28 protein-coding genes are annotated in these 26031 nt (G+C 45.9%); 13 read left to right on the top strand and 15 right to left on the bottom strand.

What is annotated here, in order from left to right:
• Nucleotides 1–188: 188 nt before the first annotated feature.
• The 10 genes from ACYIA1_RS01690 to ACYIA1_RS01645 form a co-directional block, all read right to left on the bottom strand.
• Nucleotides 189–1391 carry a tyrosine-type recombinase/integrase gene (locus tag ACYIA1_RS01690; RefSeq protein WP_480334178.1) on the bottom strand — a complete coding sequence of 401 codons (1203 nt, stop codon included), beginning with the start codon at nucleotides 1389–1391 and terminating at the stop codon, nucleotides 189–191.
• A gap of 12 nt (nucleotides 1392–1403) precedes the next feature.
• The gene (locus ACYIA1_RS01685) at nucleotides 1404–2117 is read right to left on the bottom strand and encodes a hypothetical protein (protein ID WP_480334175.1); all 714 of its coding nucleotides are present in this window, start codon (nucleotides 2115–2117) and stop codon (nucleotides 1404–1406) included.
• A 23-nt stretch (nucleotides 2118–2140) separates the two neighbouring features.
• Nucleotides 2141–3400, bottom strand: a complete 1260-nt coding sequence (locus ACYIA1_RS01680; protein ID WP_195207743.1) for a relaxase — start codon at nucleotides 3398–3400, stop codon at nucleotides 2141–2143.
• Nucleotides 3397–3852, bottom strand: a complete 456-nt coding sequence (locus tag ACYIA1_RS01675) for a plasmid mobilization protein (protein WP_347142680.1) — start codon at nucleotides 3850–3852, stop codon at nucleotides 3397–3399. Before ACYIA1_RS01675 ends, ACYIA1_RS01680 begins: the two co-directional genes overlap by 4 nt.
• A gap of 25 nt (nucleotides 3853–3877) precedes the next feature.
• Complete coding sequence (locus tag ACYIA1_RS01670; RefSeq protein WP_195207745.1) at nucleotides 3878–4165, bottom strand: hypothetical protein; 288 nt, start codon at nucleotides 4163–4165, stop codon at nucleotides 3878–3880.
• A complete protein-coding gene (locus ACYIA1_RS01665; protein ID WP_230328009.1) occupies nucleotides 4146–4505 on the bottom strand; it encodes a hypothetical protein in 360 nt (119 codons plus the stop codon). Before ACYIA1_RS01665 ends, ACYIA1_RS01670 begins: the two co-directional genes overlap by 20 nt.
• A gap of 325 nt (nucleotides 4506–4830) precedes the next feature.
• Complete coding sequence (locus ACYIA1_RS01660) at nucleotides 4831–5424, bottom strand: hypothetical protein (protein ID WP_317194846.1); 594 nt, start codon at nucleotides 5422–5424, stop codon at nucleotides 4831–4833.
• Nucleotides 5357–5590 (bottom strand): excisionase family DNA-binding protein, encoded by a 234-nt coding sequence (locus ACYIA1_RS01655; protein ID WP_195207748.1) that lies wholly within the window; start codon nucleotides 5588–5590, stop codon nucleotides 5357–5359. The genes ACYIA1_RS01660 and ACYIA1_RS01655 overlap by 68 nt, the downstream gene beginning before the upstream one ends.
• A 322-nt stretch (nucleotides 5591–5912) precedes the next feature.
• A complete protein-coding gene (locus ACYIA1_RS01650; protein WP_195207749.1) occupies nucleotides 5913–6845 on the bottom strand; it encodes a hypothetical protein in 933 nt (310 codons plus the stop codon).
• An 18-nt stretch (nucleotides 6846–6863) separates the two neighbouring features.
• A complete protein-coding gene (locus ACYIA1_RS01645) occupies nucleotides 6864–7109 on the bottom strand; it encodes a tyrosine-type recombinase/integrase (protein WP_480336308.1) in 246 nt (81 codons plus the stop codon).
• A 211-nt stretch (nucleotides 7110–7320) separates the two neighbouring features.
• Between ACYIA1_RS01645 and ACYIA1_RS01640 the strand changes: the two genes are divergently transcribed.
• Nucleotides 7321–8550, top strand: a complete 1230-nt coding sequence (locus ACYIA1_RS01640; protein WP_008764265.1) for a site-specific integrase — start codon at nucleotides 7321–7323, stop codon at nucleotides 8548–8550.
• A 19-nt stretch (nucleotides 8551–8569) separates the two neighbouring features.
• Nucleotides 8570–9787, top strand: a complete 1218-nt coding sequence (locus tag ACYIA1_RS01635; RefSeq protein WP_008764264.1) for a site-specific integrase — start codon at nucleotides 8570–8572, stop codon at nucleotides 9785–9787.
• 336 nt (nucleotides 9788–10123) lie between these two features.
• Here ACYIA1_RS01635 and ACYIA1_RS01630 read toward each other — a convergent pair whose 3' ends face one another.
• The 3 genes from ACYIA1_RS01630 to ACYIA1_RS01620 form a co-directional block, all read right to left on the bottom strand.
• Nucleotides 10124–11146, bottom strand: a complete 1023-nt coding sequence (locus ACYIA1_RS01630) for a Fic family protein (RefSeq protein ID WP_008764263.1) — start codon at nucleotides 11144–11146, stop codon at nucleotides 10124–10126.
• Nucleotides 11147–11327: 181 nt separating this feature from the next.
• Nucleotides 11328–11654, bottom strand: coding sequence for a helix-turn-helix domain-containing protein (locus ACYIA1_RS01625; RefSeq protein ID WP_008764262.1), 327 nt, complete (start codon nucleotides 11652–11654; stop codon nucleotides 11328–11330).
• Nucleotides 11651–12028 carry a helix-turn-helix domain-containing protein gene (locus ACYIA1_RS01620; RefSeq protein ID WP_008764261.1) on the bottom strand — a complete coding sequence of 126 codons (378 nt, stop codon included), beginning with the start codon at nucleotides 12026–12028 and terminating at the stop codon, nucleotides 11651–11653. The genes ACYIA1_RS01625 and ACYIA1_RS01620 overlap by 4 nt, the downstream gene beginning before the upstream one ends.
• Before the next feature lie 436 nt (nucleotides 12029–12464).
• Between ACYIA1_RS01620 and ACYIA1_RS01615 the strand changes: the two genes are divergently transcribed.
• Both ACYIA1_RS01615 and ACYIA1_RS01610 read left to right on the top strand, forming a co-directional pair.
• Nucleotides 12465–13025 (top strand): hypothetical protein, encoded by a 561-nt coding sequence (locus ACYIA1_RS01615; RefSeq protein ID WP_008764260.1) that lies wholly within the window; start codon nucleotides 12465–12467, stop codon nucleotides 13023–13025.
• 45 nt (nucleotides 13026–13070) lie between these two features.
• Entirely contained in the window at nucleotides 13071–13490 is a 420-nt protein-coding gene (locus ACYIA1_RS01610; RefSeq protein ID WP_008764259.1) for a hypothetical protein, read from the top strand.
• Nucleotides 13491–13603: 113 nt separating this feature from the next.
• On the opposite strand, the gene ACYIA1_RS01605 is transcribed toward ACYIA1_RS01610, so the two are convergent.
• A complete protein-coding gene (locus ACYIA1_RS01605; protein WP_005651898.1) occupies nucleotides 13604–13909 on the bottom strand; it encodes a helix-turn-helix domain-containing protein in 306 nt (101 codons plus the stop codon).
• A gap of 30 nt (nucleotides 13910–13939) precedes the next feature.
• Nucleotides 13940–14251, bottom strand: a complete 312-nt coding sequence (locus tag ACYIA1_RS01600) for a helix-turn-helix domain-containing protein (protein ID WP_008764257.1) — start codon at nucleotides 14249–14251, stop codon at nucleotides 13940–13942.
• 578 nt (nucleotides 14252–14829) lie between these two features.
• On the opposite strand from ACYIA1_RS01600, the gene ACYIA1_RS01595 reads away from it, so the two are divergent.
• From ACYIA1_RS01595 to ACYIA1_RS01555, 9 genes are all read left to right on the top strand, one after another.
• The gene (locus tag ACYIA1_RS01595) at nucleotides 14830–15276 is read left to right on the top strand and encodes a DUF3408 domain-containing protein (protein ID WP_008764256.1); all 447 of its coding nucleotides are present in this window, start codon (nucleotides 14830–14832) and stop codon (nucleotides 15274–15276) included.
• Nucleotides 15277–15513: 237 nt separating this feature from the next.
• A complete protein-coding gene (locus ACYIA1_RS01590) occupies nucleotides 15514–15888 on the top strand; it encodes a plasmid mobilization protein (RefSeq protein WP_008764255.1) in 375 nt (124 codons plus the stop codon).
• Nucleotides 15885–16841 carry a relaxase/mobilization nuclease domain-containing protein gene (locus tag ACYIA1_RS01585; RefSeq protein WP_005651905.1) on the top strand — a complete coding sequence of 319 codons (957 nt, stop codon included), beginning with the start codon at nucleotides 15885–15887 and terminating at the stop codon, nucleotides 16839–16841. Before ACYIA1_RS01590 ends, ACYIA1_RS01585 begins: the two co-directional genes overlap by 4 nt.
• Nucleotides 16842–16895: 54 nt before the next feature.
• A complete protein-coding gene (locus ACYIA1_RS01580) occupies nucleotides 16896–17705 on the top strand; it encodes a hypothetical protein (RefSeq protein WP_008764254.1) in 810 nt (269 codons plus the stop codon).
• Nucleotides 17706–17843: 138 nt separating this feature from the next.
• Nucleotides 17844–19040 (top strand): site-specific integrase, encoded by a 1197-nt coding sequence (locus ACYIA1_RS01575; RefSeq protein WP_008764253.1) that lies wholly within the window; start codon nucleotides 17844–17846, stop codon nucleotides 19038–19040.
• Between the two features lie 331 nt (nucleotides 19041–19371).
• Nucleotides 19372–20661 (top strand): hypothetical protein, encoded by a 1290-nt coding sequence (locus ACYIA1_RS01570; RefSeq protein ID WP_008764251.1) that lies wholly within the window; start codon nucleotides 19372–19374, stop codon nucleotides 20659–20661.
• 1 nt (nucleotide 20662) lies between these two features.
• Entirely contained in the window at nucleotides 20663–21145 is a 483-nt protein-coding gene (locus ACYIA1_RS01565; RefSeq protein WP_008764250.1) for a hypothetical protein, read from the top strand.
• A gap of 20 nt (nucleotides 21146–21165) precedes the next feature.
• Nucleotides 21166–22638, top strand: coding sequence for a hypothetical protein (locus ACYIA1_RS01560; RefSeq protein WP_008764249.1), 1473 nt, complete (start codon nucleotides 21166–21168; stop codon nucleotides 22636–22638).
• A 5-nt stretch (nucleotides 22639–22643) separates the two neighbouring features.
• On the top strand, nucleotides 22644–26030 hold the full coding sequence (locus ACYIA1_RS01555; RefSeq protein WP_480334164.1) for a hypothetical protein: 3387 nt from the start codon (nucleotides 22644–22646) through the stop codon (nucleotides 26028–26030).
• Nucleotide 26031 lies beyond the last annotated feature (1 nt).

Genomic DNA, 26031 nt, shown 5'->3' with positions numbered 1-26031 from the left:
TTGCTTAATAATCAGGTTTATAAGTAATCAGCTTACTCTTGGTTTGTTTTACGGAATATTATTTTTTATGTGTAATCCCTTGAATATTTTCGTTCCAACAGTTTGATATTCAGGATTTTTATTTACTTTTGCATTCGGAATCCGTTTCTTAGGAAGAGACGGATGTTTTTGTCTCACAGCTTATCCTGTTATAATTCACTCACAACCAGTTCATTGGCATTGTCTATGACAGACGAGTCTATCGACGCGAGATAGATTTGCGTTGTAGAGACCGAATCATGCCCGAGCGCGTCGGAAATGACATTGACAGGGACGTTCTTCGATTTGGCGACGGTCGCCCAGGTATGGCGGGTGACGTATGTCGTGAGTGTAACCGGCAGTTTTGCCATTTCCGCTATGGTTTTAAGGGACTTGTTTATGCGGCGTAACGCGGATTCGTACTGTTTGCGCTCGTCCTTGCCGGGAACGGTTATAATCGGGAGCAGGTACGGCTGCCCGTCGGTCGGATAGCGCGCGAGCAGTTCTTCAATTTGCCTTATGACTTTGACATGGAGCTGCTGGCCGGTCTTGTGGCGCCTGTAGGAAAGCACCCCGTTATGAACATCCGACTTTCTCAGGAAAGCGGCATCGATGAATGACATCCCCCTGCAAAGGAAAAGGAAGAGGAACACGTCACGGGCAAATTCAAGCCCCGGCCTGTGCGAGAGGTCGAGGCCTTTGATCCGCTTGATGTCGCTGATTGAAACAGCCCGTTTGAGCGTCTTCTCCGTTCCGGTAAACACGGTCCGGAAAGGTCTGCGGTCGACGGTCAGTTCCTGCTCGACCGCCCGGTTATAGACCGCCCGGAGGATGCGCATGTAAAAGGATGTGGAATTGGGTGCGAGCCCTGCAGCGTTCAGGTGCGCCTGATAGTCCTCCATGACGGCAGGATCTATTGCCCCGATTGGAATATCCTCCTGGGCACGGAACCGCTTGAAACTCCCCAATGCCGCGCGGTAATTGTTGGCGGTGCCGGTGTGCCCCAGTTGCCTTAACCTGACAATGACATTCTCCATAAAAACAAAGAAGGTATTCCCCTTGCCGGTACGTTGGAACTCCGCAACAATATCGTCTGCCGAATAGGCGCGTTGCCGACAGTCGAACCTTTCGATGATTCCACGCAGCCTCTCCAAGTCCCAGGACAGCCTTTGCGCCGTCGAATTGACGGCGGCCATGCGGTCACTCCTGGCAGTGGGGACAAGCCGGGACTGCTTTTCGTCCCATTCACAGGGAAACACTTTGTAACCGGTCGTGATTTGCCTCGCTACACGGTGACGGGTTACGTTGATGACGATGCTGCCCGGACGGTCTGCGACTGTTGACGGGCGGAATTTTACTTTTACTGTTGCCATATCTATTATTGTTTAATGTGAGTACTTGTAAAAGATAAGGGCGACAACAACGAGGGTGGCGGTAATCAATACAGAGAATATGGCAATCATTCCGGTCAGCGTCCCGGAATGGAGCAGTTTCACGTTGGCGAATACGATGACGGCAAAGAATGATGCAAGGTTCAGCAACAATGCAATCATGCACCAGAATGTCACCTGTGTCATGGATATGCGGTTCTCGTTACGGCGGATGTCCTTGTCCGCCTTTTCACGCTCCCTGCGGATACATGATATGGCATTGTCGGCAATGGCATTGATTTCATCCAGCAATGCCTGTATGTCGTCTTTCGTAAGCCTTATCGGAAATGAAGTCTTAAGCAGGTCATGGAGATTTATCATTGTACCTGCGTATGCACCGATTCCTTCAATGAGCTTGTTCAACAGTCTGTATGCCTCCGCAATCTCCGGCTTGAGCCTGCGGAACTCGTCGGCAAGCGCGTCATTCCGCTGCTCAAGTCTTTGCCGCCGTGCTTCTTCCGCCTTGATGTGACTGACAGAGCATTGGTTTACCTTTTCCAGTTCTTCCTTTACCGTATTGATTTCCTTGAGCAAGTTGCGTATGGCAAGGATTTGGTCGCTCACTTCTTGAAGCAGTCCTTCAAGTTCCTGCTTATCCTCGCTCAGTTCCTGTCCGGGTGTATAATTGTTAAGCCGCTCCCGCAGGGCTGATGTATCGGGTTGTCTCATTGTCACTGATTTTTTTAGGTTTGTCATTTACGTTTCATTCCTGATTTCTTTTGCAGGCCGAGCCTGTGCGAAGCCTCCAGCGCACAACGACGCATGAACTCTATCTCGTCCTCTTCCGGGTCGCGCCCCCATTTGAGGTCGGACTGCGAGCCGCCTCCACCACCGCCGGTGACCTCCCCGTAAGGAGAAGCGACCAGCGTAAAAAAGGCAATAGCCAGATTCTGCAAAGGCTGCCAGTTGGCCACTTCCCGGTGGTCGAACTCGTCATTCAGACAGTCAAGCACCTTTCCGGGGATATAGCGGTCGTAGTTCTTTCCGTTATGTTCAAACTCAGTGCGTAGGCGGTCGGGCTGCCATGCGGTGTAGTCCTCGTAAATCGGATTATTCCGTCCGGCATTGGTCTGTGTCTTTTGTCCGGCTTCATTATGAACAGGCGGCTTCACTGTCGTTACAACAGGCTGCTTCGGTGTCGGGCTTTCCTGTTTGGTCTGTTCAGGATGCAGCTTTTCCCAAGTCCGCTCGATACGGGATGCGGTCAGGTTGCGTCCCTTTCCAAGTTCCGAACCCTTGAACCTTGAACTGCCCTTGTGAAGCACATATCCCCGTATCACCTTCTCTTCATCCTTGCGCAGATGCAGTTTGTAGCCTTTGGCGGCAAGTTTCTCCGCGTAGCCCTCCCAAGACCACGCGTCCAGTTCACGCAAAGCCTCCATGCAGTCCTCGCTGACTTGCGGAATACGGCTTTCGTGTATGTGTTTGGCTGTTATCCAGCCCCTTTGCAGGGCAACCTGTTCCGCCGCCCGATGTGCGCGGATGTGGATGGCATGGTCGTTGTTGATGTTCCCGTTCTCGTCAATCCTGCACACGACGGCATGGAGGTGAGGTATGCCGCTGTCGGATTCCCTGTGCAGCCACACGCTGGACTTGCTGCCCGATATATTGGTCGGCACGGAAATGACCTCGCCGTCCTCATTCAGGATTTCCTGATTGTCGAAAGCCGCCGCGAAGTCGTTCCATAGCTGCTGCCAGTCCTTGACCGTGAAATCTTCGGTATGTTCCATTGCCGGGCTTATCTCCAAGCGTATGACATTGTTCTTGATGTCGGGGCGGTCCATCGTGGCGAACTTCATTTCCGTCCAGATGCCCGAAGCGTCCATGCCCTGCGGCATGAAGTTGTCGCAGATGCGCGTTATCTTTTCGGGGTGTTTCTTGTTTCTCGACTCTCCCGACACGTACAGCGTCGCCCGAATGCCGTGACTGATGGATTTTGCCTTGGCTATCATACGGCATCCTCCTTACTATCTTCGTCCGTTGTCCCTGCCGGGTAACTGTTCGCCTTCTGCGCGGACTGCAGGAAGTCGGTAACGTGGTCTGTCACCCGCGCCACTTTCTCGTACCATTCAAGCATGGTGGGCTGATGGTGGAAAAGACGTACTTTCTCGTCATCGTTCAGCCCGTGCAGGGCGTTGGCGAAGTTCACCATGTCCGTCCTGCACGCCGCAAGCTGCCGCAGACCGTCCACCTCCGCAACCGAAAGCCGCTGTCTGGATCTGTAATTGAGTGCCCTTGCCCGGATGAAGTCACTGCGTGTCATGCCGCACTGCCCGGCGGTGCTTTTAATCTGTGAAAGTTCCTGCTCCGTGACCTTGGTGACTACCACCTTGTCACGCCTTATAACGGGCTTTTCCTGCCCGGATTCCTGATTCTCCTGTATTAAAATATCTTCGTGTTCCATATATAAAATAATCGTGAAACTGTGTCTAAAAAAGGGAAGGTGCGAGCCTGCGAGCGGCTGGGACAACGACCTTTCGGGAAGTTGCGAGAGCGTCGTGGTAATACCGTCCGAAGGCGGTAATACCTCGGCATATCTCGTAACTCAACGCTATCGCTCCATGCCACTCCACCCGTGCGTCTGCCACTTCCTGCACGGGACGGATGCCGCTTGTTGCCGGACTGAGGAACAACAGGAAAGGCGGTTTTAGCCCTGTCAGTATTGGCTCGGCTGTTTTCCCGGCTGTCATTCGGCTATTACTCTTCCCTCTGTTCATGGGTAAATGGATTGGTTATGCAACCTCCGTCAGATGTTCTCCATTCACGGACGCACGGGAAGGTCATCACGGATGCCACCCTTGAACGGTGGGTGTCGATAAGCCCCATGTCCGTGAGTGCGTCCAGCAGGTTGCGTATGCGCTTCCTGCCCATGTTCCATTGCGCGGAAAGCTGTTCCTCGGAATACTGCGCCTGTCCTGCGGAAAGCGTAAGCGGTCTTCTGAATCCCTTGCCCTCTCCGGCTGTAAATGCCATTCTCGCCAGCAGGTCGCCAAACAATATGAAGTTGCCTGTTTCCCTGCCGTCATCATCCCTCGTTGTCCCGTACAGCCATTGCAATGCCTTCTGAGAAAAAACTAATGACAGCGATGCGATACCTGCCGGGTACATGAATCTGTATGTTTCCTTGTCCATAAAACTTTGTCTTTATAAGTGTGATATTTCTGTCTTTTGAAAAGAATGAAACCGTGCAGGAACCGGTATGGAAATACCAATTTGTTTTCTTGTTGTTCCCGGCACGGCTTCATCTTCCCGTAATCGTGTGTCGGATGAAAAAGCAATAGCCATTGATACCAAACGCCAAATTGTCTTATCCCGAAAAAAGGGAAGAAAAAAAGAGGCTGTATGAACGCAGGTCAAATTCCTTTCCGCCTTTTGCATACGGTTACTTGCCAGCTCCGTTGTTTCCTGTGTTTGCCTGTGTCGGTTGTACGGATGCCGGACGTTTGTCAAGGCTTGACACGGCACGGTTGATGTCCTCTGCGTTTACCGCAATGGAGAGCAATGCCCTGTTTACCGTCACCAGTTGCTGCTTGTCGCAGAACTCCGCCACACGTTCCAGCAACCCGAATGCACGGTTCAGCCGATGTCCCTGCGCGTTGTCTGCCGTCAGGCGGTCGTTGTCCGTACTGCTGTTGAGATAGCGGTTGAGCGCGAGGCGGTCATCCGCTGAAATGTTGTCTGCCGACACCTTGCCGTCGGCGATGGCGATGCTCACGCGCAGGGCGTCCGCCTCGTAGATGCCTACGCTCTCCAAGAATGTGCGGATGATTTGTGCGTCCTTGCCGCTCACCTCACGTTTACGGTTCTCGTTTTTCTTCTCTGTCAGAACGGCTGCGGCTGTGCCGCCCTGTTCCATGTTCCTGTTCTGTTCCATACTACATTTTTTTTGATGTGAATAAAAAGGTTGCTTACTTCCGTCCTGCCAGATAGCGTCCGGCTTCCTCCGCGATTTCCTCCTGTGAGGAGATACGGACACCCGTAAGGAAAGCGTCCAGATCCTCCTTCTTGAAGAAGCACAGTTTGCCTGTCGGCTTGTACATCGGGATAGCCCGGCGCATCATCAGCTTGCGGAAATAGGAGAGCTTGAAGCCGCAATACTCGGCCGCCTCCTTAGTGCTTAAAAGTTTTCTTTGCTCTGTCATGTGCGTATATTTTAGTGAATAATCTGCTTCGCCTTTGTCGTGGCGACAGTGCAAATGTATGGCGGATTTTTCTCGAAACAATCAATATAAACGACACAAACAGAGAACTTTGCGAATTATAAATGCAACTATAAACGGGGTGGAAACGAAGTATAAGGGAACTATAAACCCTCTATAATCCCGGATAATCCGCACATGGTAACTTATAAGTGCGGAAAGAAACAGGCCAGTTCGCGGACGGACATAAAAAATCCCGCCATCGGGTTACGGTGACGGGAACAAGGAAGAGAATTGTATAATGATTATATATAGAAAGTGGAGGTCAGACCTTCTTGAACTCTTCGAGGTCGTAGGTGTCGAGCTTCGGACGAAGGCGGGTCGCCTTGCGCAGCAGTTTGGCGATATGCCGCTGGTGTTCGGACGGGTTGTCCCTGTAGGCGGTCTTGAAGTTGCTTGCCAGTTGTGCGCCATTGTTGAGCGGCCAGAACTTCTCGAAGATGATCCATTTGCCTTTCCTGATTTTGAGGGCGGCGCAAAGGGCACTGGCGATATAGGCATAGAGCGTTTGGTTGATTTCGTCATCCTCCTTTTTCATCAGCGGCCGGAAGTCCGTGCCAAGATAACCGTCTTCCCGGAACAGCACCAACAGGAACAGAGCATCGTTGGTCTGCAATGTTTCGGGCAGTTTCCTTATAAGTTCCGGCTGCACCTTTGAGACAAGGCTGTCGTAGTGCCTGATTTCATCCTCCTGCTTCATCATGGAAGGTGGCGTGGATGCTGAAAGCAAGGCTTCGATTTGCTTTTCTCCTGCTTCGTCCGTGTGTTGTTGTTTCTTTGGAACAAGGCTGTTCCACCGTTGCAGCATCCATGATTTTATCTGTTTGCCGTATGCCATCCCGATGATGCAGGGCAAAAGGAAAAGCACGGCGAAGAGCGAGACCATGACGATGCACGTGCTCCAGTCCATGCGCTTGTCCGGTGTAAAGATGAAAGCGAGCAACAGCGAAAGCACGAACCATGAGGCTGTCAGGACGGAGCGGTCTTTGGAGAGCCACTTGTCTATGATGATGTCATACAAAAAGAAAAATTCGGCAATCAGTCCTATCCATCCGATAATGGACAGGGTGGCAAACACAAATCCTGCCGTGGCCGCTCCCATGCGGAAAGCGACGGCGGCAACCAGACTGAATGCGATTGCGGCTACTACTGTAAGCGGCAAAAGCATCGTAAGGAAATTATCGGAGATTCGTTTCATAAAAGGGTCTTATCGAATTTAAAATATGCCATTCAGTTTATTTACGGCGGCTATCTTGTCTTCCATCAGCACCTCCGCATAAATCTGTGTCGTTGCGACAGAGGTGTGCCCAAGCAGTCGGCTTACCGTAGCTATGTCATTCGTGGCGGCAAGGGTCAGCGTCGCGAAGCTGTGCCTCCCGGTATGGAATAAGATAGGCAAACAGAGCACCGGAAACGAGAAGAAAGGATAACGTAATCCGCTGGAAACTAACCATTTTTCTATATTCTTCCACTTATAAAAAAAGCAGGAAAGTGGAGATTATTGAAGATGTTCAGTTACCAAACCGTTAGCAGGTCAGTTACCGAAAGGAAACGAGGTAACGCGAAGCAAATCGGATAATTAAAAACGCCGATATATTACACTGATTGTCATTGTTTTGCATGCCGAAGAACGCTTATAAAACAGGTAATTTTGCAACTAAAGTTATAAGCGTATGAAAGTAGAAAAATTCAAGGTTTTGCTCTACCTCAAAAAGAGCGGACTGGACAAGTCGGGCAAAGCTCCGATAATGGGACGCATCACCGTGAACCGGACGATGGCGCAGTTCAGCTGCAAGCTCTCCTGCACTCCCGGGCTGTGGAATCCCCGTGAAAGCCGGCTGAACGGCAAGAGCAGGGAGGCGGTGGAGACAAATGCGAAAATCGACAAGCTGCTGCTTGACATCAATGCCGCCTTCGATTCCCTTCTGGAGCGCAAGGGGGATTTTGATGCCGCTTCCGTCAAGGATGCCTTCCAGGGCAGCATGAAAACGCAGATGACCCTGATGAAAATGCTGGATGCCCTCAGGGATGAGGTGAAGAGCCGTATCGGGATAGACCGGGCAAAAGGTACCTATCCGGCATACGACTTTACCTGCCGTACCATGCGCGAGTTCATTGAAACCAAATTCAAGACGAAAGACCTGGCCTTCGGGCAACTTACGGAACAGTTCATCCACGACTATGAGAATTTCATCCTTGACGAGAAAGGGTATGCCGTGGACACTGTACGGCATTACCTAGCAATTCTCAAGAAAACGTGCAAAAGGGCTTATCAGGAAGGACACTCCGAGCGGTTCATGTTCCAGCACTACGTCCTCCCGAAACAGACCGTCAAGACTCCCAAGGCACTGTGCCGTGAAAGCTTCGAGAAAATCCGTGACGTGGAGATAGCCCCGCACCGCACGACCCACCGTCTGGCAAGGGACCTGTTCCTCTTCGCCTGCTATACCGGGGTCGCCTACAGCGATGCCGTGACCGTCACCCGGGAAAACCTGTACACCGGCGAGGACGGCAAGCTATGGCTGAAATACCGCCGTAAAAAGAACGAGCTCCGCGCAAGCGTGAAGCTGCTGCCGGAAGCCGTCGCCCTGATAGAGAAATATCATGATGACAGCAGGGACACGCTGTTCCCGATGATCCACTATCCGAGCATGAGAAACCACATGAAGGCGCTGGCCGTACTGGCAGGGATAAAGGAGAACCTGTGCTACCATGTCGGACGCCACTCGTTCGCCTCGCTCGTCACCCTTGAAGCGGGCGTTCCGATAGAGACCATCAGCAGCATGCTGGGGCATAGCAACATACAGACGACCCAGGTCTATGCCCGCGTCACCCCGAAAAAGCTCTTCGAGGACATGGACAGGCTTATCGAGGCTACCGGAGATTTGAAACTTGTTCTATAACCCATAAACAATGAGAATCATGAGAAGTACCTTTTCCATACTGTTCTATATCAACCGCGGCAAGATAAAGGCTGACGGAACCACGGCGGTCATGTGCCGCATCACCATAGACGGCAGGAACACCGCCATCACCACCGGGATATGCTGCAAGCCGGAAGACTGGAACGCCCGAACCGGGACCATACGCACGGTAAGGGAAAACGCCAGACTGCAGGAGTACCGGAAGTATATCGAACAGACTTACGAGGAAATTCTGAGGACACAGGGTGTCGTCAGTGCGGAGATTATCAAGAATCGGGTGACAAGGCAGTTCGTCGTTCCGACACATCTGCTCCGGATGGGCGAGATAGAGCGTGAACGTCTCAGAATACGTAGCAGGGAGATCAATTCCACTTCCACCTACCGGCAATCACAGTATTTCCAGAAGTACCTGACGGACTACCTTGTTTCACTGGGGAAGAAGGACATCGCCTTTGAAGAAATAACGGAAGACTTCGGCAGGAACTACAAGGCATTCCTTATCAGGAACAAGAATTTCAGCACCTCGCAGACCAACCGCTGCCTCTGCTGGCTGAACCGCCTCTTGTATCTTGCCGTGGACAACGAGATCCTGCGCACCAATCCGGTGGAGAATGTCGAATATGAGAAGAAAACCGCACCCAAGCACAAGTATGTCACCCGTGAAGAGATGAAAAGGATACTGGCCATGCCCCTGAATGAAGGACGTGCGGAACTGGGCAGGCGTGCATTCATCTTCTCCTATTTCACCGGGCTTGCCTATGCCGACATCAAGCAGCTCCATCCGTGCCATATCGGGACGACGGCGGAGGGTCGGCGGTTCATCCGCATCAACCGGAAGAAGACCGGGGTGGAAGCGTTCATCCCCCTGCACCCGATAGCCGAGCAGATACTGTCCCTGTACAATACCACCGACATACACAGTCCCGTGTTCCCGTTGCCGAGCCGGGATTCCATCTGGCACGAGATACGGGAAATCGGCGTGATCCTGGGCAGGCACGATGACCTTTCGTACCATCAGGCCCGGCACGGGTTCGGGGTCCTGCTCATTTCAGAGAGCGTATCCATCGAGAGCATAGCCAAGATGATGGGACACTCGAACATTTCCACCACACAAGGGTATGCCAGGATAACGGAAGAAAAAATTTCAAGGGAAATGGACAGACTGATGGAAAAGAGAAGCCAAAGCCGCACACATTCCGGCTCTGACAGCCAATGACAATTTCGCAGCCGCCTGCTTCCTCGCCGTTCATGAAGTTAGTACAGACTTCATTGAAAGTGAAAAGGTCGAGCGGCCGTGCCGTTTCGGGCAGAATCTTCCTTTGCAGGCAAAGCGTATTCAGCCCGAAAACCTTTCCCCTTTCACGTCTGTACAAGGAAGGCTGACGGCAGCGGAAACAAGCGACTGACGGAAAAGTCGATACAACAAAAAAAGAAACAGCATACAGACAGTAGGAAACTACCGGTCCGTATGCTGTTCTGATTTTCTATAGGAGGGCGTTTTTTTGAAACACAATGAAAAAGGCAGGCGGCAAACTGCGCTCCCTCCAAAAAATCAATCCTTTTTTTCGACCACCTGCCAATATCCGCCCTTGTCCGGTCCGATTCGTCGGAGCACCCCGTCCGCTTTCAATGCGGCAATCTGTTTTTCCACCGCTTTGGCTGTTATGCCTATCCGTTCTGCGAGAGTTGCTGCACTCAACGTGTTGTCCTGTGAAAGCAGAGTCATGATTTTCTCCCTACTTTTCACTTTCTTCTCCCTACTTTTTTGTGGTTTCTCCCCACTTATGGGAGTATCATCAATGGATTTACGGTAAACCTCTATGTCACGGGTGAGATTTTTAATCATGGTAGCTGTCATAAATTCCCTGAAAACATTCAAATCCTCGTTCTCGCGGGTTTCCACCAGTGCCTTGATATATTCTTCCTTGTCCTCCTTGAGGATTTTTGTCGGTATCAGTCCGAACTCGAATTGCAGCATGTTCATCAGCAGGCGGGCCATCCTGCCGTTCCCGTCTGCCCAAGGGTGTATTGTCACCAAGTCATAGTGGGCATCAAAACTGATTTCATATAACTGTGTCATGCTCTTGGCGGCATGATTTTCACGTTCCCTGTTCAGCCGGGTACAAAATTCCGACAGTTTAGCCGGGACCTTGCTGTAGTTCATGTACGATTTTCCACCGGGTCCGGCCGTGACATTCAATAGGCGCAAATCACCCCGTGCCGATGAGAAATCCCCCAATACGGTCTTGTACTCCTGCCCCGTGTTTTTCAAGACAAGGGCAGAGAGGCTTTTCAGCAAATCAACGGTTATGTCGGTATGGGCATCTGCCAGCCTTATGGCATGCTCGTATGCGTCTTTCAGGTCGAGATTCATGTGCTGTTCCACGATGCTCTTTCCTTTCAGACTGATTCCCTGATCGAACATGATTTGATTCTCAAGTTCGGTAATGGTGGAGCCTTCAATGGCCGTAGAGTGGGTAATGAGGGAATAGAGATAGAATTTGTCATAATCTATCTGCCTGTCTATTCCCAATTCTCTGTACAGAGATACAAGTTTTTCGAGTTCGGTCTGCATACATTTTCACTTTGAACGCAAAGATACGTTTTTCTCCCCACCAAACTGCCGTTTTCTCCCTACTTTTTTACGCTTTTCTCCCTACTTTTTATTGAAGTTACCATGAAAGTTGCCTTTAATCCGTAAAACGACTCTTTGAGTATAGAATTTACGAATAAGAGCAACTTTACCGGTCAGTCCATCATATATCCCGTTTCAAGCGGTACGCCTCCTTGTACCCGTCCATCAACGTACGTTCAATGTCGGAAGCCCTGTACAGGATCCTGCCGCCTATCTGGATATAGGGCAGTATACCGTTGTTGCGGTAATCCTGAAGGCTCCTGCGGCTGACCTTCAGTCTGACGGCTAGTTCCTTGTCGGTATAATAGCGTTCCCCGTCCAGAGACGGCTTGTTGTTTTCACGTATTTTCTCCACCTTTTCCGATAGTTCTTCCAGCGACGAGAGGAAGGCTCTCACGCGCATGTCGTTTTCCGGTGTCAGCAGCCGGATATTGCCATTGTCATTCATAAATCAGATATCTGTTTGTTGGTTTGTTGGTTGATTGGTTTGTTGGTTGGCTTGTTGGTCACATTGCATTTTCTTTCCTTGCCGGCTGTTATACACCGCTTCATTTCAGCCACGGGAAAGACGGCCTTCACGTCCTCCGGTCTGTAATACACCTTGTGGCTTATTTTGGTGTAAGCCAGCGTTCCGTTCTCCCGCATCGTCTGCAAGGTTCTCGGACTGATGCAGAGCAGCCTGCACACGTCATTGCTGTCAAGCCACTCCTTTTCTCCCAAGTCTTCCTGTTCCCGGCAGAGCCGTTCCACCTTTTCCGCGAAAATCTCGAATCCCGAAAGCATCCTCTCGAAAGTCGCCTTGTCTATGACCACTACTTCCATAATTCTTAAATTTTAAGTTTGACATTTGTTTTTTTCTATAGCTGGAACGGCGGACAGATGATACCGGAAAGGGGCTCTGGTGTCCGTAAAAGCGTTCCGCAAGCGAAGGAAACAAAAAAACAGAAACAGACCGCAAACCGGACGGCATGTGTCACCGTCAGACATTCCTTTTCACAGCAAGAGGATAATTGCAGGCGGTAAAAAGCAGAAAAGGACACACTCATTTCTTTGAAGCAAAGGTAGCCGTTCCCCACCGGAGCGCAAGGCCGGGCCCTGCGGGTCGGCGGGGAAAAAATCATCCTCGCGCTTTGCGCTCCGGTATTTTTTCTTGCCGAGCCTTGACGCTTTTCCGGTGGGAGAACGGCTGTAAGGCATTCAAAGAAACAAGAGTGCCCGTACTACGGGCCGGATGTCTAACAGATAAAAGCAAAAGGATATGGCAACAAAAGACGTGAAAGAATTCAACGGATGGTTTAACCGTTCATACGCGAGATTGAAGGAGAGACTCTCCATCTATGGAAAAATCGACGAAGACGCGTTCCATGACGCATATCTGGCTGTCAGGAAGCAGATAATGTTCTCAAGTGTCGGGATAGAAGATCCGGAGTCCTATTTCTTCGGATGCTATAGGAGAATCCTGCAGTCGGGCGCAAGGGATGAAAGCCGTTACGACAGCCCCGGAGACGAGTATTTCGCAAGACTGGGTGAGACGGACTGCGCGGAAGAGACAGAGGAACGGGAAGAGATGCTGACCGGATGCGACAGGCTGGTAAGGGACATACAGAAGTTCCTCAGGCGGCATTTCTCCTATGAGGATTACAGGATATTCATGCTGCGGTTCTACGAGACCGGAAGCTCATTCCGCACCATAGCCAGGCACATGGGCGAGAAGACCTCGGTGGTGACACGCAGGGCGCAGGCGATGATGGAATCCGTCCGGGCAAACAGGAAGTTCATCGCCAGAAGAAGACTGATCATGGCCGGAGAGGCGGCATGACAAGAATAAAGGACAACAAGGTATAACAATAAAATATTGATGATTATGAAACTGACAGTTTATGACAAGAGCAATTCCCATCCGGCACTGACCTACAAAGGCAAACGGATCATCACGGTATGCCGTGACGGCAGCATGTACCTGAGCAGGATACTGAGCAGGGAACTGAGCCTGCACGCAGGAAACAGGCTGTGTATCGCCAGGGACGAAGACAGGCCCAAGGACTGGTACATGTTCGTCTCGGATGACGAGAACGGCTTCACGATCTGGAACGACCCGCGTTGCGCCCGCTTCTCCAACAGCTTCATCGCCGGCATGATACTCGATGTGGCAAAGGTCGAGAAATGCGCCGGTTTCATGGTGGCGAAAGAGCCGGTGAATGTGGACGGCAGACTATGCTACCGGATAATACTTGACAACCCGATACCGAAAGGGGTAAGTGTAAGGACCACCGGTACGAAATAAGCCCGACACCTGAAAGAAACAGCAAGGGGCATCCGGAGGAAGGAAGAAGAAGAACCGACCTCCGGGTGTCCCTTTTTTCATGCGGCCACAGGCAGAAGGAACGGGATGGATTTTCATTTCCTTGAACGGTATGCCTCCCTATAGCCGTCCATCAGGGTACGCTCTATGTCTGAAGCCCTGTACAGAATCTTGCCGCCCACCTGAATATAGGGCAGTATGCCGTTGCTTCGGTAATCCTGCAATGTCCTGCGGCTCACTTTAAGCAGGTGCGACACCTCCTTGTCAGTCAGCAGCTCATCGCCATATACGGGAGGTCGGCGTTGGCTGAACAACTTTTCGAACGAAGCCAGAAGCCGGTCGAAATTCGAGTGGAATTTACATACCCACTCATGGTCTTTTTCTCTGATTTCACTACTCATACGGTTTGTCTTTAATTGATACTTCAACTGCTAAATGCTTTTGCCTTTCCATTTCGCCTCTTTCCGTCTCTCTTCCACATCCACAATGACCCGTTCCACGTCTTCCAGACGGTAGTAGGTGCGGTTGCCAATCTTGGTAAAGGCGAGTGTGCCGTTGTCACGGAGGGTCTGCAATGTCCTCGGGCTGATACGCAGTTTCCGGCAGACGTCATGACTGTCCATCCATCGTTCTGCCTTCTTCTCCCCGTGCTGTCGGCAGAGGTCATCCATCCGCTGCACGAAGTAATCCAACTTGGCAGCTATCTCCTCAAAGGTTCTTTTTTCAAAACTTACTATTTCCATAATCTCATTGTTTATTTCCATTTGATACTGTTTCCATCTTGTACCGCCAAGGCAAAGCCGGCTTACTGCCTTATCCGATACATCTGACAGGAGGGAACAAGTGGCATGGCTGCAGCAATTTCCTGTTCCCGGTACAAATTAAAGCAGTAATAATCACACTGCAATGGATTTGCAGACGGCTGACGGTCTGTTTCATCATCTGTCATCATGTTGCATGGCCGGTGGACAGTATGACCCGACTGAGCAAAGCCGCCATGTGATTATTACTGCCTGAACTGACTGTAGCAAGTATACCGGTACGATTGCAACGGGTTATCCTATATCCGGTAAAGTGTCCGTTGGATTCAGTCTCCATACTGCCATGAAATCATTGCCAGATTCCATGGACGCCCGTGCGGGTGTGGCAAATCACAGCAGTCGCCACCGTTTGTCCGGTGCATATAATGCAGAACCGGTCATAATTGTCACACTCACTCCATTTGCTTGACACAGTGCACTATACATACTTTCTTTGCTGCCGATAACCGGTCAAGGTACATACCAAGACCACTGTATTGACTTATTAAAATTCAAAGATTATGGCTACAAGAAAAAGCTTTGACAAAGAGCGGTGGGAAGCTATGACAGGTATGGAAATGTCACAGCTCCTTCCTGAGTGTGAAAACCCTGAAAGTGCAGGAGAGGTTACTGAGCATGCCGGGAATGAAATCCTGCCAACAGTCACGGAACAATCCGGGATCCAGGAGCCGGCAGAGAAAGACGGTTCCGCTCCTGCATCCAAGTGCCGGATTAGTGGCAGGCAACGCAGGCTGTCACTGGAAGAGTACCGCAGCACATTCCTACAGGTTCCCAGAATAGAAGACCGCAAGCCCGTATTCGTGAGCTGCGAGGTAAGGGACAGGCTGGACGAGTATGTCCGCAAGCTCGGAAGCCGGAGGATGAGCGTTTCAGGACTGCTGGAAAATATCGCCTGGCAGCATCTTGAAATCTATTCGGAAGACTTCGATCGGTGGCGCAAACTGTAAAAGACACCCGGTGCAAAATCCATCCGCATCATGGAATGATGGCATTCCAGCATTCAGAACCCGCCAGAGGCGGTCAACGGACGGAACATCAGTTTCGGGAGTTAGCGAGGTTATCTTTCGGGCATCCCGAAAACCTCGCTCCACTCCCGGAGTCGCGGAGGCAATCCGCTCCCAACGGTCGCAGATTGCAGGACATATCATCACAGTAAAATGACCAATCACAGTAAACCAAGTAATATGAGTGTCAAGGATAAAACCAGACCCAGAGGCAGACCGAAAGCAAGTGGTATCCGCAAGCTTTCCAAATCCGTGACGGTAAAGTTCTCCAGGATTGATTACGAGCGGTTGCTGCACCGCAGCAGACAGGCGAACCGCACATTGGCGGAGTTCATCCGGGAAGCCGCATTCGAAGCAAGGATTGTGGCCAGGCATTCGACGGAGGAAGCAGCCGTCATACGCAATCTTGTGGGAATGGCGAACAATCTGAACCAGCTTGCCAGGCTGTCCCACCAGACAGGATTCTACCGGACAAGGAATGCCGTCATGGAACTGCTCGAAAAGCTGAAAGTGATCATGAACGAATATAAAAAAGTGGAAAGGAGAAATACATGATAGGCAAAATCAAGAAAGGCAAATCCTTTGGCGGTTGCATCCGCTACGTGATGGGAAAGGACAATGCCGAGATAATCGGTTCCGATGGCGTATTGCTGGGCAATAACCGTGAAATAGCGGACAGTTTCAACTGCCAGTGCCTGCTTAATCCGAAGATAAAACAGCCCGTCGGACACATCGCGTTAAGCTTCAAACCGGAAGACAAGCCGGTATTGAGCAATGAATTCATGGCTAAGATAGCGATGGAATACATGGATCTGATGGGCATCAGGAACACCCAGTTCATACTGGTAAGGCATCACCATACCGACAATCCGCATTGCCATCTGGTCTATAACCGCATCGGTTATGATGGTAAAGTAATCTCCTCACAGGGCGATTACAAGCGTAATGAGATTGCCACCAAAAGACTTAAAGACAAGTACGGACTGACCTATGCGGAGGATAAAGGCAAAACCAATGTAACGAAACTGCATGATTCGGAACGCATTAAATACGAGATTTATCATGCCGTGAAGCAAGCGTTGAAACGCGCCAGGACATGGAAAGAACTTGTGGTCGGTCTGGCCTTGCAGGGTATAAAACTGGAATTTGTCGGAAGAGGCGGCAAAATGAAATCCGCCGGTGACATTCAAGGCATACGCCTTACCAAAGACGGCCTGACCTTCAAAGGCTCGCAAATCAGCAGGGAGTTCAGCTTTGCAAAACTGAATGCCATTCTGGGCGGAAACAGTCCGGATACCGGAGTGGATTTAGAGGTTAAAAAGCAAAATCAAGCTCCGTCAAACCGCAACCGGAAGGAACAGGAACCATCCAATATGGCATTTATTGAAAGCAACGGACTGGGGTTGTTTTCTTCTTTTGGCGAGTCTGTTCCGGAAGAACAGATCCCGTATGACGAACTGCTGCGCAAGCGCAAGAAGAAAAAAAAACGGAAAGGGCTTGGATTATAAGTCTGCCCCAAACAATCAATCATTAAAGTGTAAAACGTTAAAATCAATGAATTTATGAAACAGGAAGAGTTTATGGAAAGCATCTACGGATGCCTGGAGAGAATCGAAAACAAGATAAACGGGCTGTCCATGCCTCAATCGGCGGGCGGTGATGCCGAAGCGGACAAAGAGGTCATACAGGAACTGAATGCCTTAAAGACAGGCTTCAAACGTGTGCTGGAGGCTCTTGTCATGATCAAGGGCGATACAGCCAATCTACAGAAAAGAAACTCCATGCCGGACAAGTTCATGGAAACCCTGTCTGTATTGAAAAGCGAACAGCAGGCGTACCACAAGAATCAGAACGAGTTCCTGGAACGGTTCGCCCAAACAGAGAAAGACACCATCCTGCATATATCGGAGAAGATGGAATCGCTTTCCACTTCCGTCAGAAACAGGATGGAAGAACCCGATGTTGTCTGTCACAGACACAGCATCAGCATAGATACACCTTATATATTCTGGACCCTGATCATACTGGTAACGTACTCGATAGTTGTATCTGTGGCTTTCTGTCTCGGGAAGCAGCTTGACTACGACTGCTCAGACAATGACTTGAAATACCGCTATATCAAGATGAAAGGCGAAGCTTCGCCCGGGCAGATCGGGGAACTTGAAAATCTCTTTGAACTGAACCGTGACGAGGCCGGAATTGAACAGATGCGCGAGGACGTGGAGGCATACGAGGATGCTGTCCGGAGACAAGCCACGCTTGCCGAACAGGCAAGGCTAAAAGAGCAAGCTGCAAAGGAACAGGAGAGCAAAGCCAAGTTCATAAAGATGAAGCAAGGGCAGCCAAAGGGTAACCTTAAATCGAGGAATTAAAGAGGTGGCACATATTAGAATTACAGTAAAAAGAGAGTTTCAATTGCTGTATATCCCGTAGCCGTTATTTAAAGAGCTTTCCCTTAGGCAATTGAGTGAAGGCTCTTATTGTATCATTTCAAATTATTTATCACGCTTATGGCAACAATTAAAGTAAAACTACGCCCCTCATCAGTCGTGGAGCGTGCAGGAACTATATATTATCAAGTGACTCATCGTAGAGCAACACAACAGATAACAACTAATATCCGATTGCAGCCTGACGAATGGGATACAATAGGTGAACAGGTTGTTGTAAGTGTTGCTGACAAGAACATTATTCAGAATCGTATAGATAGTGATATTGCGCTATTGAAACGAATTGTCAAAGATTTGAATAATAGCGGAGTAACTTATTCTGTTGGCGATATTGTAAAACGCTTTAAGTCTCCGGAATGTCATGTACTAGTCTTAGACTTTATGCAGAATCAAATACGATTGATGCGTAATGCAAACCGCTTGGGGACGGCTCTGAACTATGAGAAAACGATGAAGAACTTCGTCAAGTTTCTTGGCGGAGTCAATCTGCCATTTTCGGCAATGACGGAACAAGTTATTGCAGACTATAATGCCTTTCTCGTACAACGAGGAATGGTACGGAACTCTATTTCATTTTATATGCGTATAATGCGTGCTGTTTACAATAAAGCAGTTAGACAAAAACTCGTTGAACAATCACACCCATTTACAGAGGTTTATACGGGCATTGATCGTACTCGCAAGCGTGCTGTATCGGAATCAGTAATATCACAGTTGTATAAACTCAATTTGGCAGAAGGAACGCCACTCGCCCTTGCAAGGGATATATTCATTTTCAGTTATTGTACCCGTGGAATGGCATTCGTAGATATTGCCTATCTGAAAAGAGAGAATATCCAAAACGGAGTGATATGCTATGCCCGCCGAAAGACAGGACAATTGTTGAGTGTAAGGATAGAGCCAAGTATACAACGAATAATTGACCGATACTCATCGGCATTATCTCCTTATGTTTTCCCAATATTGACCTCAACGGAAACAAAACCAGCATACGAAGAATATCAAGTCGCAATCAACAACCATAATAGACAATTGAGACGATTATCAAAGATGTTGCCTGCTGGTTGCAAATTGACATCATACACCTCACGCCACAGTTGGGCCACTGCTGCAAGAAACCACAATGTACCTATTTCTGTCATCAGTGCTGGTATGGGACACACCTCTGAACAGACAACGCAGATTTATCTAACAATGTTGGAAAACTCGGTGATAGATGATGCCAATCAAGGACTTATTAGGTCATTATTGGAGTAGTTCCACGAAAGAACTATGACTCGTTTGCAAAATTACTAAAAAATGTTCAAAGAAAGGTAGAAACAGGCGATTATTTTTTCCTCTTCAAAGAATTAAATGATGACACCAAATAAATTTATATTCAACGGATTATGAAATTTTTGTTATTTTATAAAGATAAAAGATGGATGTTTGTATGGTTTGTATTTTTTATAAATCAGCAGACTGTGATTAAAAATGTTATGAAAATATCAGTTATTTATTTTGCATTACATTTTTAATCAAGGTCTTACATTACGATTATAGTTCTTTCGTGGAACTATTACAAATAAACGAATCAAAAAATTAAAATATGAAGCGCTTGATTTTATCTGCGGCTTGTACCCTAAGTTTAGCTAGTTGTGGAGGTCCTCCCACTGGACCTAACCAAAAGTTGGGAAATGAAAGTTCACAGACTGAAGTGAAATTACCAGCACCAAAAATCAAAGTATTTGTTGAAAATTCTGGTAGTATGGATGGCTATGTTAAGGGCGCAACAGACTTTGAAAATGCTGTTTATAGTTACTTATCTGATGTACAGCATGCAGATTTAGGAACTCGAATAGACTCATTAGCAACCAAGAATATATTGGTTCTGAATTACATAAATAGTGAAGTCTTACAGCAAAAACCAGATATCAGAGAGTTTATAGAGGCCTTGGAGCCTGCTGATTTTAAAATGAAAGGCGGTAAAAGAGGTACGTCTGACATGTCTAATATTCTTGATACAATTATATCTCAAACAGACGATGATGAAGTCTCTATTTTTGTCTCAGATTGCATTTTCTCGCCAGGGAAAAAATATAAGGCCAAAGATAATGCTGATGAGTATATTGTAGCACAACAGATAGGCATAAAGAATCATATCGTAGAGAAACTGGCTAAGAATCCTAATTTTTCCATTGTGGTTATGCGTTTAACATCTCAGTTTAATGGCATATATTACAATAAATTCGATGATAGACAGCCTATTAATAATGACCGACCTTTCTTTATGTGGTTGATGGGCGATAAAAGTTTCCTCAATACTATTCTCAAAAAAGTGGAACTAAATCAAATAAAAGGCAAAGGGGTGCAGAATATTTTTATGATTTCTAGACCTTTAACGGCTATACTGTACAATATCTCATTACCTCAGCCAGGTAATGGTAAATATGAAATAGCCAAATCTGAACAATATGCGATTAAAAACGCTAAAACAGACGGCAGAGGTGGCAATAGTCGTTTTCAGGTTGGAATATCCGTTAATTTCTCTAATATTCTACTTCCTGATGAGTATTTGATGAACCCAGACAATTATGTGGTTTCAAATAAAGCATATGGGCTTGAAATTACCAAATATTCAGGTCCTAGACAAGATTTATATACACACACAATCAAACTTAACTTGTTGCAACCTGTATTGAGCAAGGGAACTGTTAAAATATCACTTAAAAACACCTTGCCCCAATGGATTAATGACTGTACTGATGAGAGCGGATTGGATATCAACGCACCAGGTGCAATGGAAAAAACATATGGTTTGAGTTATCTACTTGGCGGCGTATATGATGCGTATGCATCTGATGGACAATATGGAAGTATAACAATTAATATTAAATAATATGGAAAACTTACTCGGACAGATTTATTGTTGGTTTCAGTCTTTTTATGGACAAGATTTAAGTTATTATTTGTGGGGATATGATCCCGGAACAGAGGCCTACACTAATCCAAATATCTATAACTTGGTGGGATTAATCACATTAGTTGGTTCACTTGTTCTAGTAGTGGTTTTCTATTACATTATTAATCATCCGAGACTTTGCAAGTGGTGGAGCTGGTTGATTACGTTGGGCATTAATGCTGTAATAGCCTTGTTTGTTGGCTATGGCATTGTGATGTCTAAATATGTAAATGGATACATTCATGATACCTTAATGTATCAGAGGGACGCTGATGGTAATATTATTTCTATACTCATTGGCGAGTCTAATTGTTGGGGATTTGGTATTGCAAATATGTTCGTTGCAATGATTGCCTTCGTTCTTTTAAGTTTTATGTTGAAATGGTGGAGTTCAAGCGCAAAGCATGTGCCTTTTTTGTAACTTTTTAATTAATGTTTAGTATGAACGGAAAATTATATATATTCGGTATAGGTGGCACAGGCTCTCGTGTCATTAAATCATTGGTTATGCTTGCCGCCTCAGGCGTAAAGATTGATGCCAGTGCAATTGTTCCAATCATTGTAGACCCAGATTTTGCAAATGCAGATGTTACAAGAACAATTGAGCAAATCAAGGCATATGTAGCAATTCGTAGCCAATTAGCATTTAATGATGCTACAAAAAATAGATTCTTTGAGGTCCCTATTGAAAATGTTGTGAATGATCATAGACTTGCCTTAAAGGATACTAAAAATAAGAAGTTTAGGGAATTTATTGAATTCAGCACTATGTCTAAGGAGAATAGAGCATTAGCATCTATGTTATTCTCTGAAGCAAATCTAGAGTCTGATATGGAAGTTGGATTCAAAGGAAATCCTAATATAGGAAGCGTCGTACTCAATCAGTTCACAGATTCTCAAGATTTTATAGATTTTGCAGATGCCTTCAAGCCTGGAGATAGAATTTTTATCATTAGTTCGATCTTCGGCGGAACAGGGGCAAGTGGATTCCCTTTACTACTGAAAAATCTCAGAGGATTAGATGCGAAGGTGTCTAATAACGATGCAATACAACATGCTCCAATAGGCGCTATTACCGTGCTGCCTTATTTTGCGGTTAAAACAGATGAGGAAAGCACAATTAACTCATCTACCTTTATAGGGAAAACTAAGGCTGCATTACAATATTATGAGCGCAATGTGAATGGCGACGAATCATCTGTGAATGTCCTTTATTATATTGGAGATGAAAGAACTAAACAATATGAGAATGAAGAAGGAGGAACAGAGCAACGTAACAACGCTCATATTGTTGAATTAGCAGCAGCAATGTCTATTGTAGACTTTGCAAGTATTCAGAATGATGATCCAATACTTGTTTGCGAAGAGAACTCGAACGGTAAAATTTATGCTCCGAATCCTGATTTTAGGGAGTTTGGTATTGAAAAGGATGTTCAAGAAGTTCTTTTCAGCAATCTCACTCAATCAACGAGGGACTATCTGTGTACACCTATGACACAGTTTGTGTTATTTGCTAAGTATGTGAATGAGCACTTGAGAGGCGCAACCTCTCTTCAATGGGCAAGAGATAATAAGTTTGATGATGCGTTCTTAAAATCCTCTTTCATTAATAATATTCAGAAATTCGTAAACTCTTACATTGAGTGGCTAGAAGAGATGTCTGATAATGATAGAGCATTTAAGCCATTTAAACTTTCTGTAAAATCTTCTGACTTGTATTCAATTGTAGATGGTGTAAAACCTGGATCTATTAAAGCTTTATGGGCATTCAATAAGTCAGGATATGATTTATTTGATGCGGCTCTTAATGAAGAGCACTCATCACTATCCAAGAACTTTACACTCCCACATAAGTTCACGGAGTTATTTTACAATGTTACAAAATTGTTAGTTGGTAAGAAATATAAGTTTTAAGTGATATGGCTAAGGTTTTAAGACTACATAAAGGAGCTGCCGACACAATCGGCAATTGGGACACTTCCGTAAAGATAGGAACTAAAGCGATTGACTCTATCGCAGATCCTATAGGTGCAAATGATAAGCATGAAATTACATCAATTCCTTCTCCTTTCTCTAGAATGGATTTGGTGAAGCGCGCTTTTAAGATTGTTGCGGAAGGTTCGCTTGAAGGCAAGACAGCATACCATAAACTAGTATCTGACTGTCTAGATGTTGGCCAAATTTTCTTCAATATAGAGAAGTATCGTGATAAGATAGAAATCATCGTGTGGGATAAGAAGAATTGTTTGGCAGAGCTTTCTGATTCTGATTACGAAGAGCACACTCGTTTGGGTAAAACTTACAAAACATATCTAGAACAGGATTGTGATGAGTACAATTTTGATCAGATGGATTGTATATATCTGCTTAATTATATAGACCCGTCGGCACCAGGCGTAATGAATATCATTGGTGCTACTTCTCCTGCAACCATTTTCTTTACTTCTGCGAATGATTTGCAATATGTTGGAAAGAAAATAAAGTTCGGTAATGATTGCCCATTTGACACGGAGTATAAACCTCTTTACAAAAGGGATTTTGAGTATATAAAATATTGGTGGGGACTAAAGAAGAGCAGAAAAGATTTTGCAAGAGTGTTCCCCGAGGTTGATTTATATCTTGAGAAATGTTTCAGAATGCTGACTGATGAGCAACGAAATGAATTGCGTCAGAATATTGTTGACGAAACATATTATCGAGGCAATTATGATGATATACCTGTTGTTCCTACAGCTCAACAGTATGTTATGGTACTTGATGAGAAACTTCGCAGGAAACGCACAGTAACAAATATTTCGAGTGGATTTGAGATGAAAGTATCAGATTCGCTTAGAAATGGCAATGTGCCTCTTGCTTTGCCAGTAGAAATGTATACAGAGCCCACACATTATGTTGTCGCCAAATGGGATAAGAATACGTACGTTCCATATTACGACGCAAGACCTATTGATGACCGCACTTTACCGGATGATGGTTCAAAGTATCCATATGTTACAGTTGGAGACTTCTTAGAAGATACAATCGTTAAGGTTCCTTATAAGTTTAATTCAGAGGCTTTCTTTAATGGAAATGATGAAAATCCAGATTCAAAGTTCAGCTACATACTTCCGTTAAAGAGAACATACTTTAACTACTTCACAACCAAAGATCTTACGGAAAAAGTATGTGGAAAAAATCGTATTGAAGTTGTTCGTTTGAATGGTGAGGCTGTAAAGGTAGTATTACGCATCCCGATAAAAGATGGCGGATATATCCAGTATGAACGAATCTATTATAAAGATGGTAAGGCTGAGGCAACCGCCAACAAGGGTGCCATTATTGAGAAAGAGTTTACTCTTGGATTGTATCCTAGCATTAAGTATGCAGATGGTGTCAAACCATACTACAAAGTTGCATTCTTAGATCGTGATTCAGTAGATAATCCAGACAGTGCATATTCGTTATCATTCTATGATTACTCAAACAAAGAAGTGTCTGTTGAAGGTGTAGTTAGAAGAAATAGGAATGCAGACAATTCAAGATTTGATACGAGTTACATTGACTACATTACTTATGCACTAGAGTCTGAATATCAGTATATAACCTTATCTAATGATAATGAGAGTGGTATTCATGGTGTTATTATACCTAAATTTACAGCTCGCAATGGAAGTCACAAATTCCGTTTTGCTATAGATTTCGGTACAACAAATACGCATATTGAATATAGTGTTGATGGTTCAACTTCTTCTAATCCTTTTGATATTACAGAGAAGGATATGCAGATTCAAAAGTTGCACATCACAGATGACTATATGATCAATGATGTGTTCAACTCAGACTTTATTCCGGCAACAATTGGCGGAGAGAGTTTGTATGGATATCCAATGCGTACGGTTATATCTGAGAGTAACAATACAAACTGGGATAAGGCTGTTTTAGCAATGGCAAATGTTAACATCCCTTATACTTATGAAAAGAGTTTGTCATTGCCGTACAATGTATTACATACAGACTTGAAATGGTCAACAAATACTGAAGATAAAAAGAGAGCTTCAAAATATATTGAAAGTATTTTGTTGATGCTAAGAACAAAGGTACTTCTTAATAATGGAGATTTAAGTAAAACAGAAATCGTATGGTTCTATCCTGCAAGTATGACACAGAACCGCTTTAATAAATTTAAAGCTGAATGGGAAAATACTTTTGCAACTTTATTTGGTGCTCCTATTTCAAATATTATTGCAGCGTCAGAATCTGTTGCGCCATATTATTATCATAAAGCCAAGAAAGGTGCAACCTCTACTGTTGTATCTGTCGATATAGGTGGTGGTACTACAGATGTTTTGATAGTTGACAAGGGCGAACCAAAATACCTAACATCTTTCCGTTTTGCAGCTAATACGATTTTTGGAGACGGATACTCATACGATTCTGATTCAAACGGTTTCGTAAATAAGTATAAAGATATAATCACGAATCAGTTAGAGACCAACAATTTAAGAGGCCTAAAGGCCGTATTGAAGTCTGTACTTGATAAACGTGTATCAACTGATGTTATTGCGTTCTTGTTCTCATTGGCATCCAATAAAGAGATCAAAAAGGAAAAGGTGGAAATCAATTTTGCAAAGATGCTTGCAGATGATAACAGAGGTAAATATGTTGTAATATTGTTCTATGTAGCAATAGTATATCATATTGCAAAATTGATGAAAGCTAAAGGCTTTGATATGCCTCGTCATATGACTTTCAGTGGTAATGGTTCAAAAGTGCTTAACATTTTGAGCACCAATGACGCAACGCTAGTAAGACTTACTAAAATCATATTTGAGGAAATCTATGCTCAGTCTTATTCAATAGATGGACTAGATATTATCCGTCCTGCAAATTCAAAAGAGTCTACTTGTAAGGGAGGTATCATTTTAACTCCATTCCAATCTCAGGATTATGGGGAAATTAAAGACATGAAAACAATCCTTATTGGTACAGATAATGAGAAATTTGCAGATGTACACATGACTTATAATGATGTGACAGAAGCGGATTTGGATTCTGTTGTAGACGTAATTAAGGAATATATAGAATTTACCTTCAAACTTGATAAGAAATTCTCATTCTATGACAATTTCGATGTAGATCGTTCTATTATGAATAAAGTCAAGGACTTATGTTATAGAGATATTAGAACATATCTTGAGAATGGTCTAGCAATCAAGAAGAGTGAGATAGCACAAGATGGTGCAGATGACAATTTGGAAGAAACATTATTCTTCTACCCGTTAGTTGGTATTATCAACGCTGTAGTACGTAACATTTATCAAATGTAAA

The sequence above is a fragment of the Parabacteroides sp. KHUB-02 genome (assembly GCF_056640955.1).
This window is presented reverse-complemented; position numbering and strand designations above follow the sequence as displayed.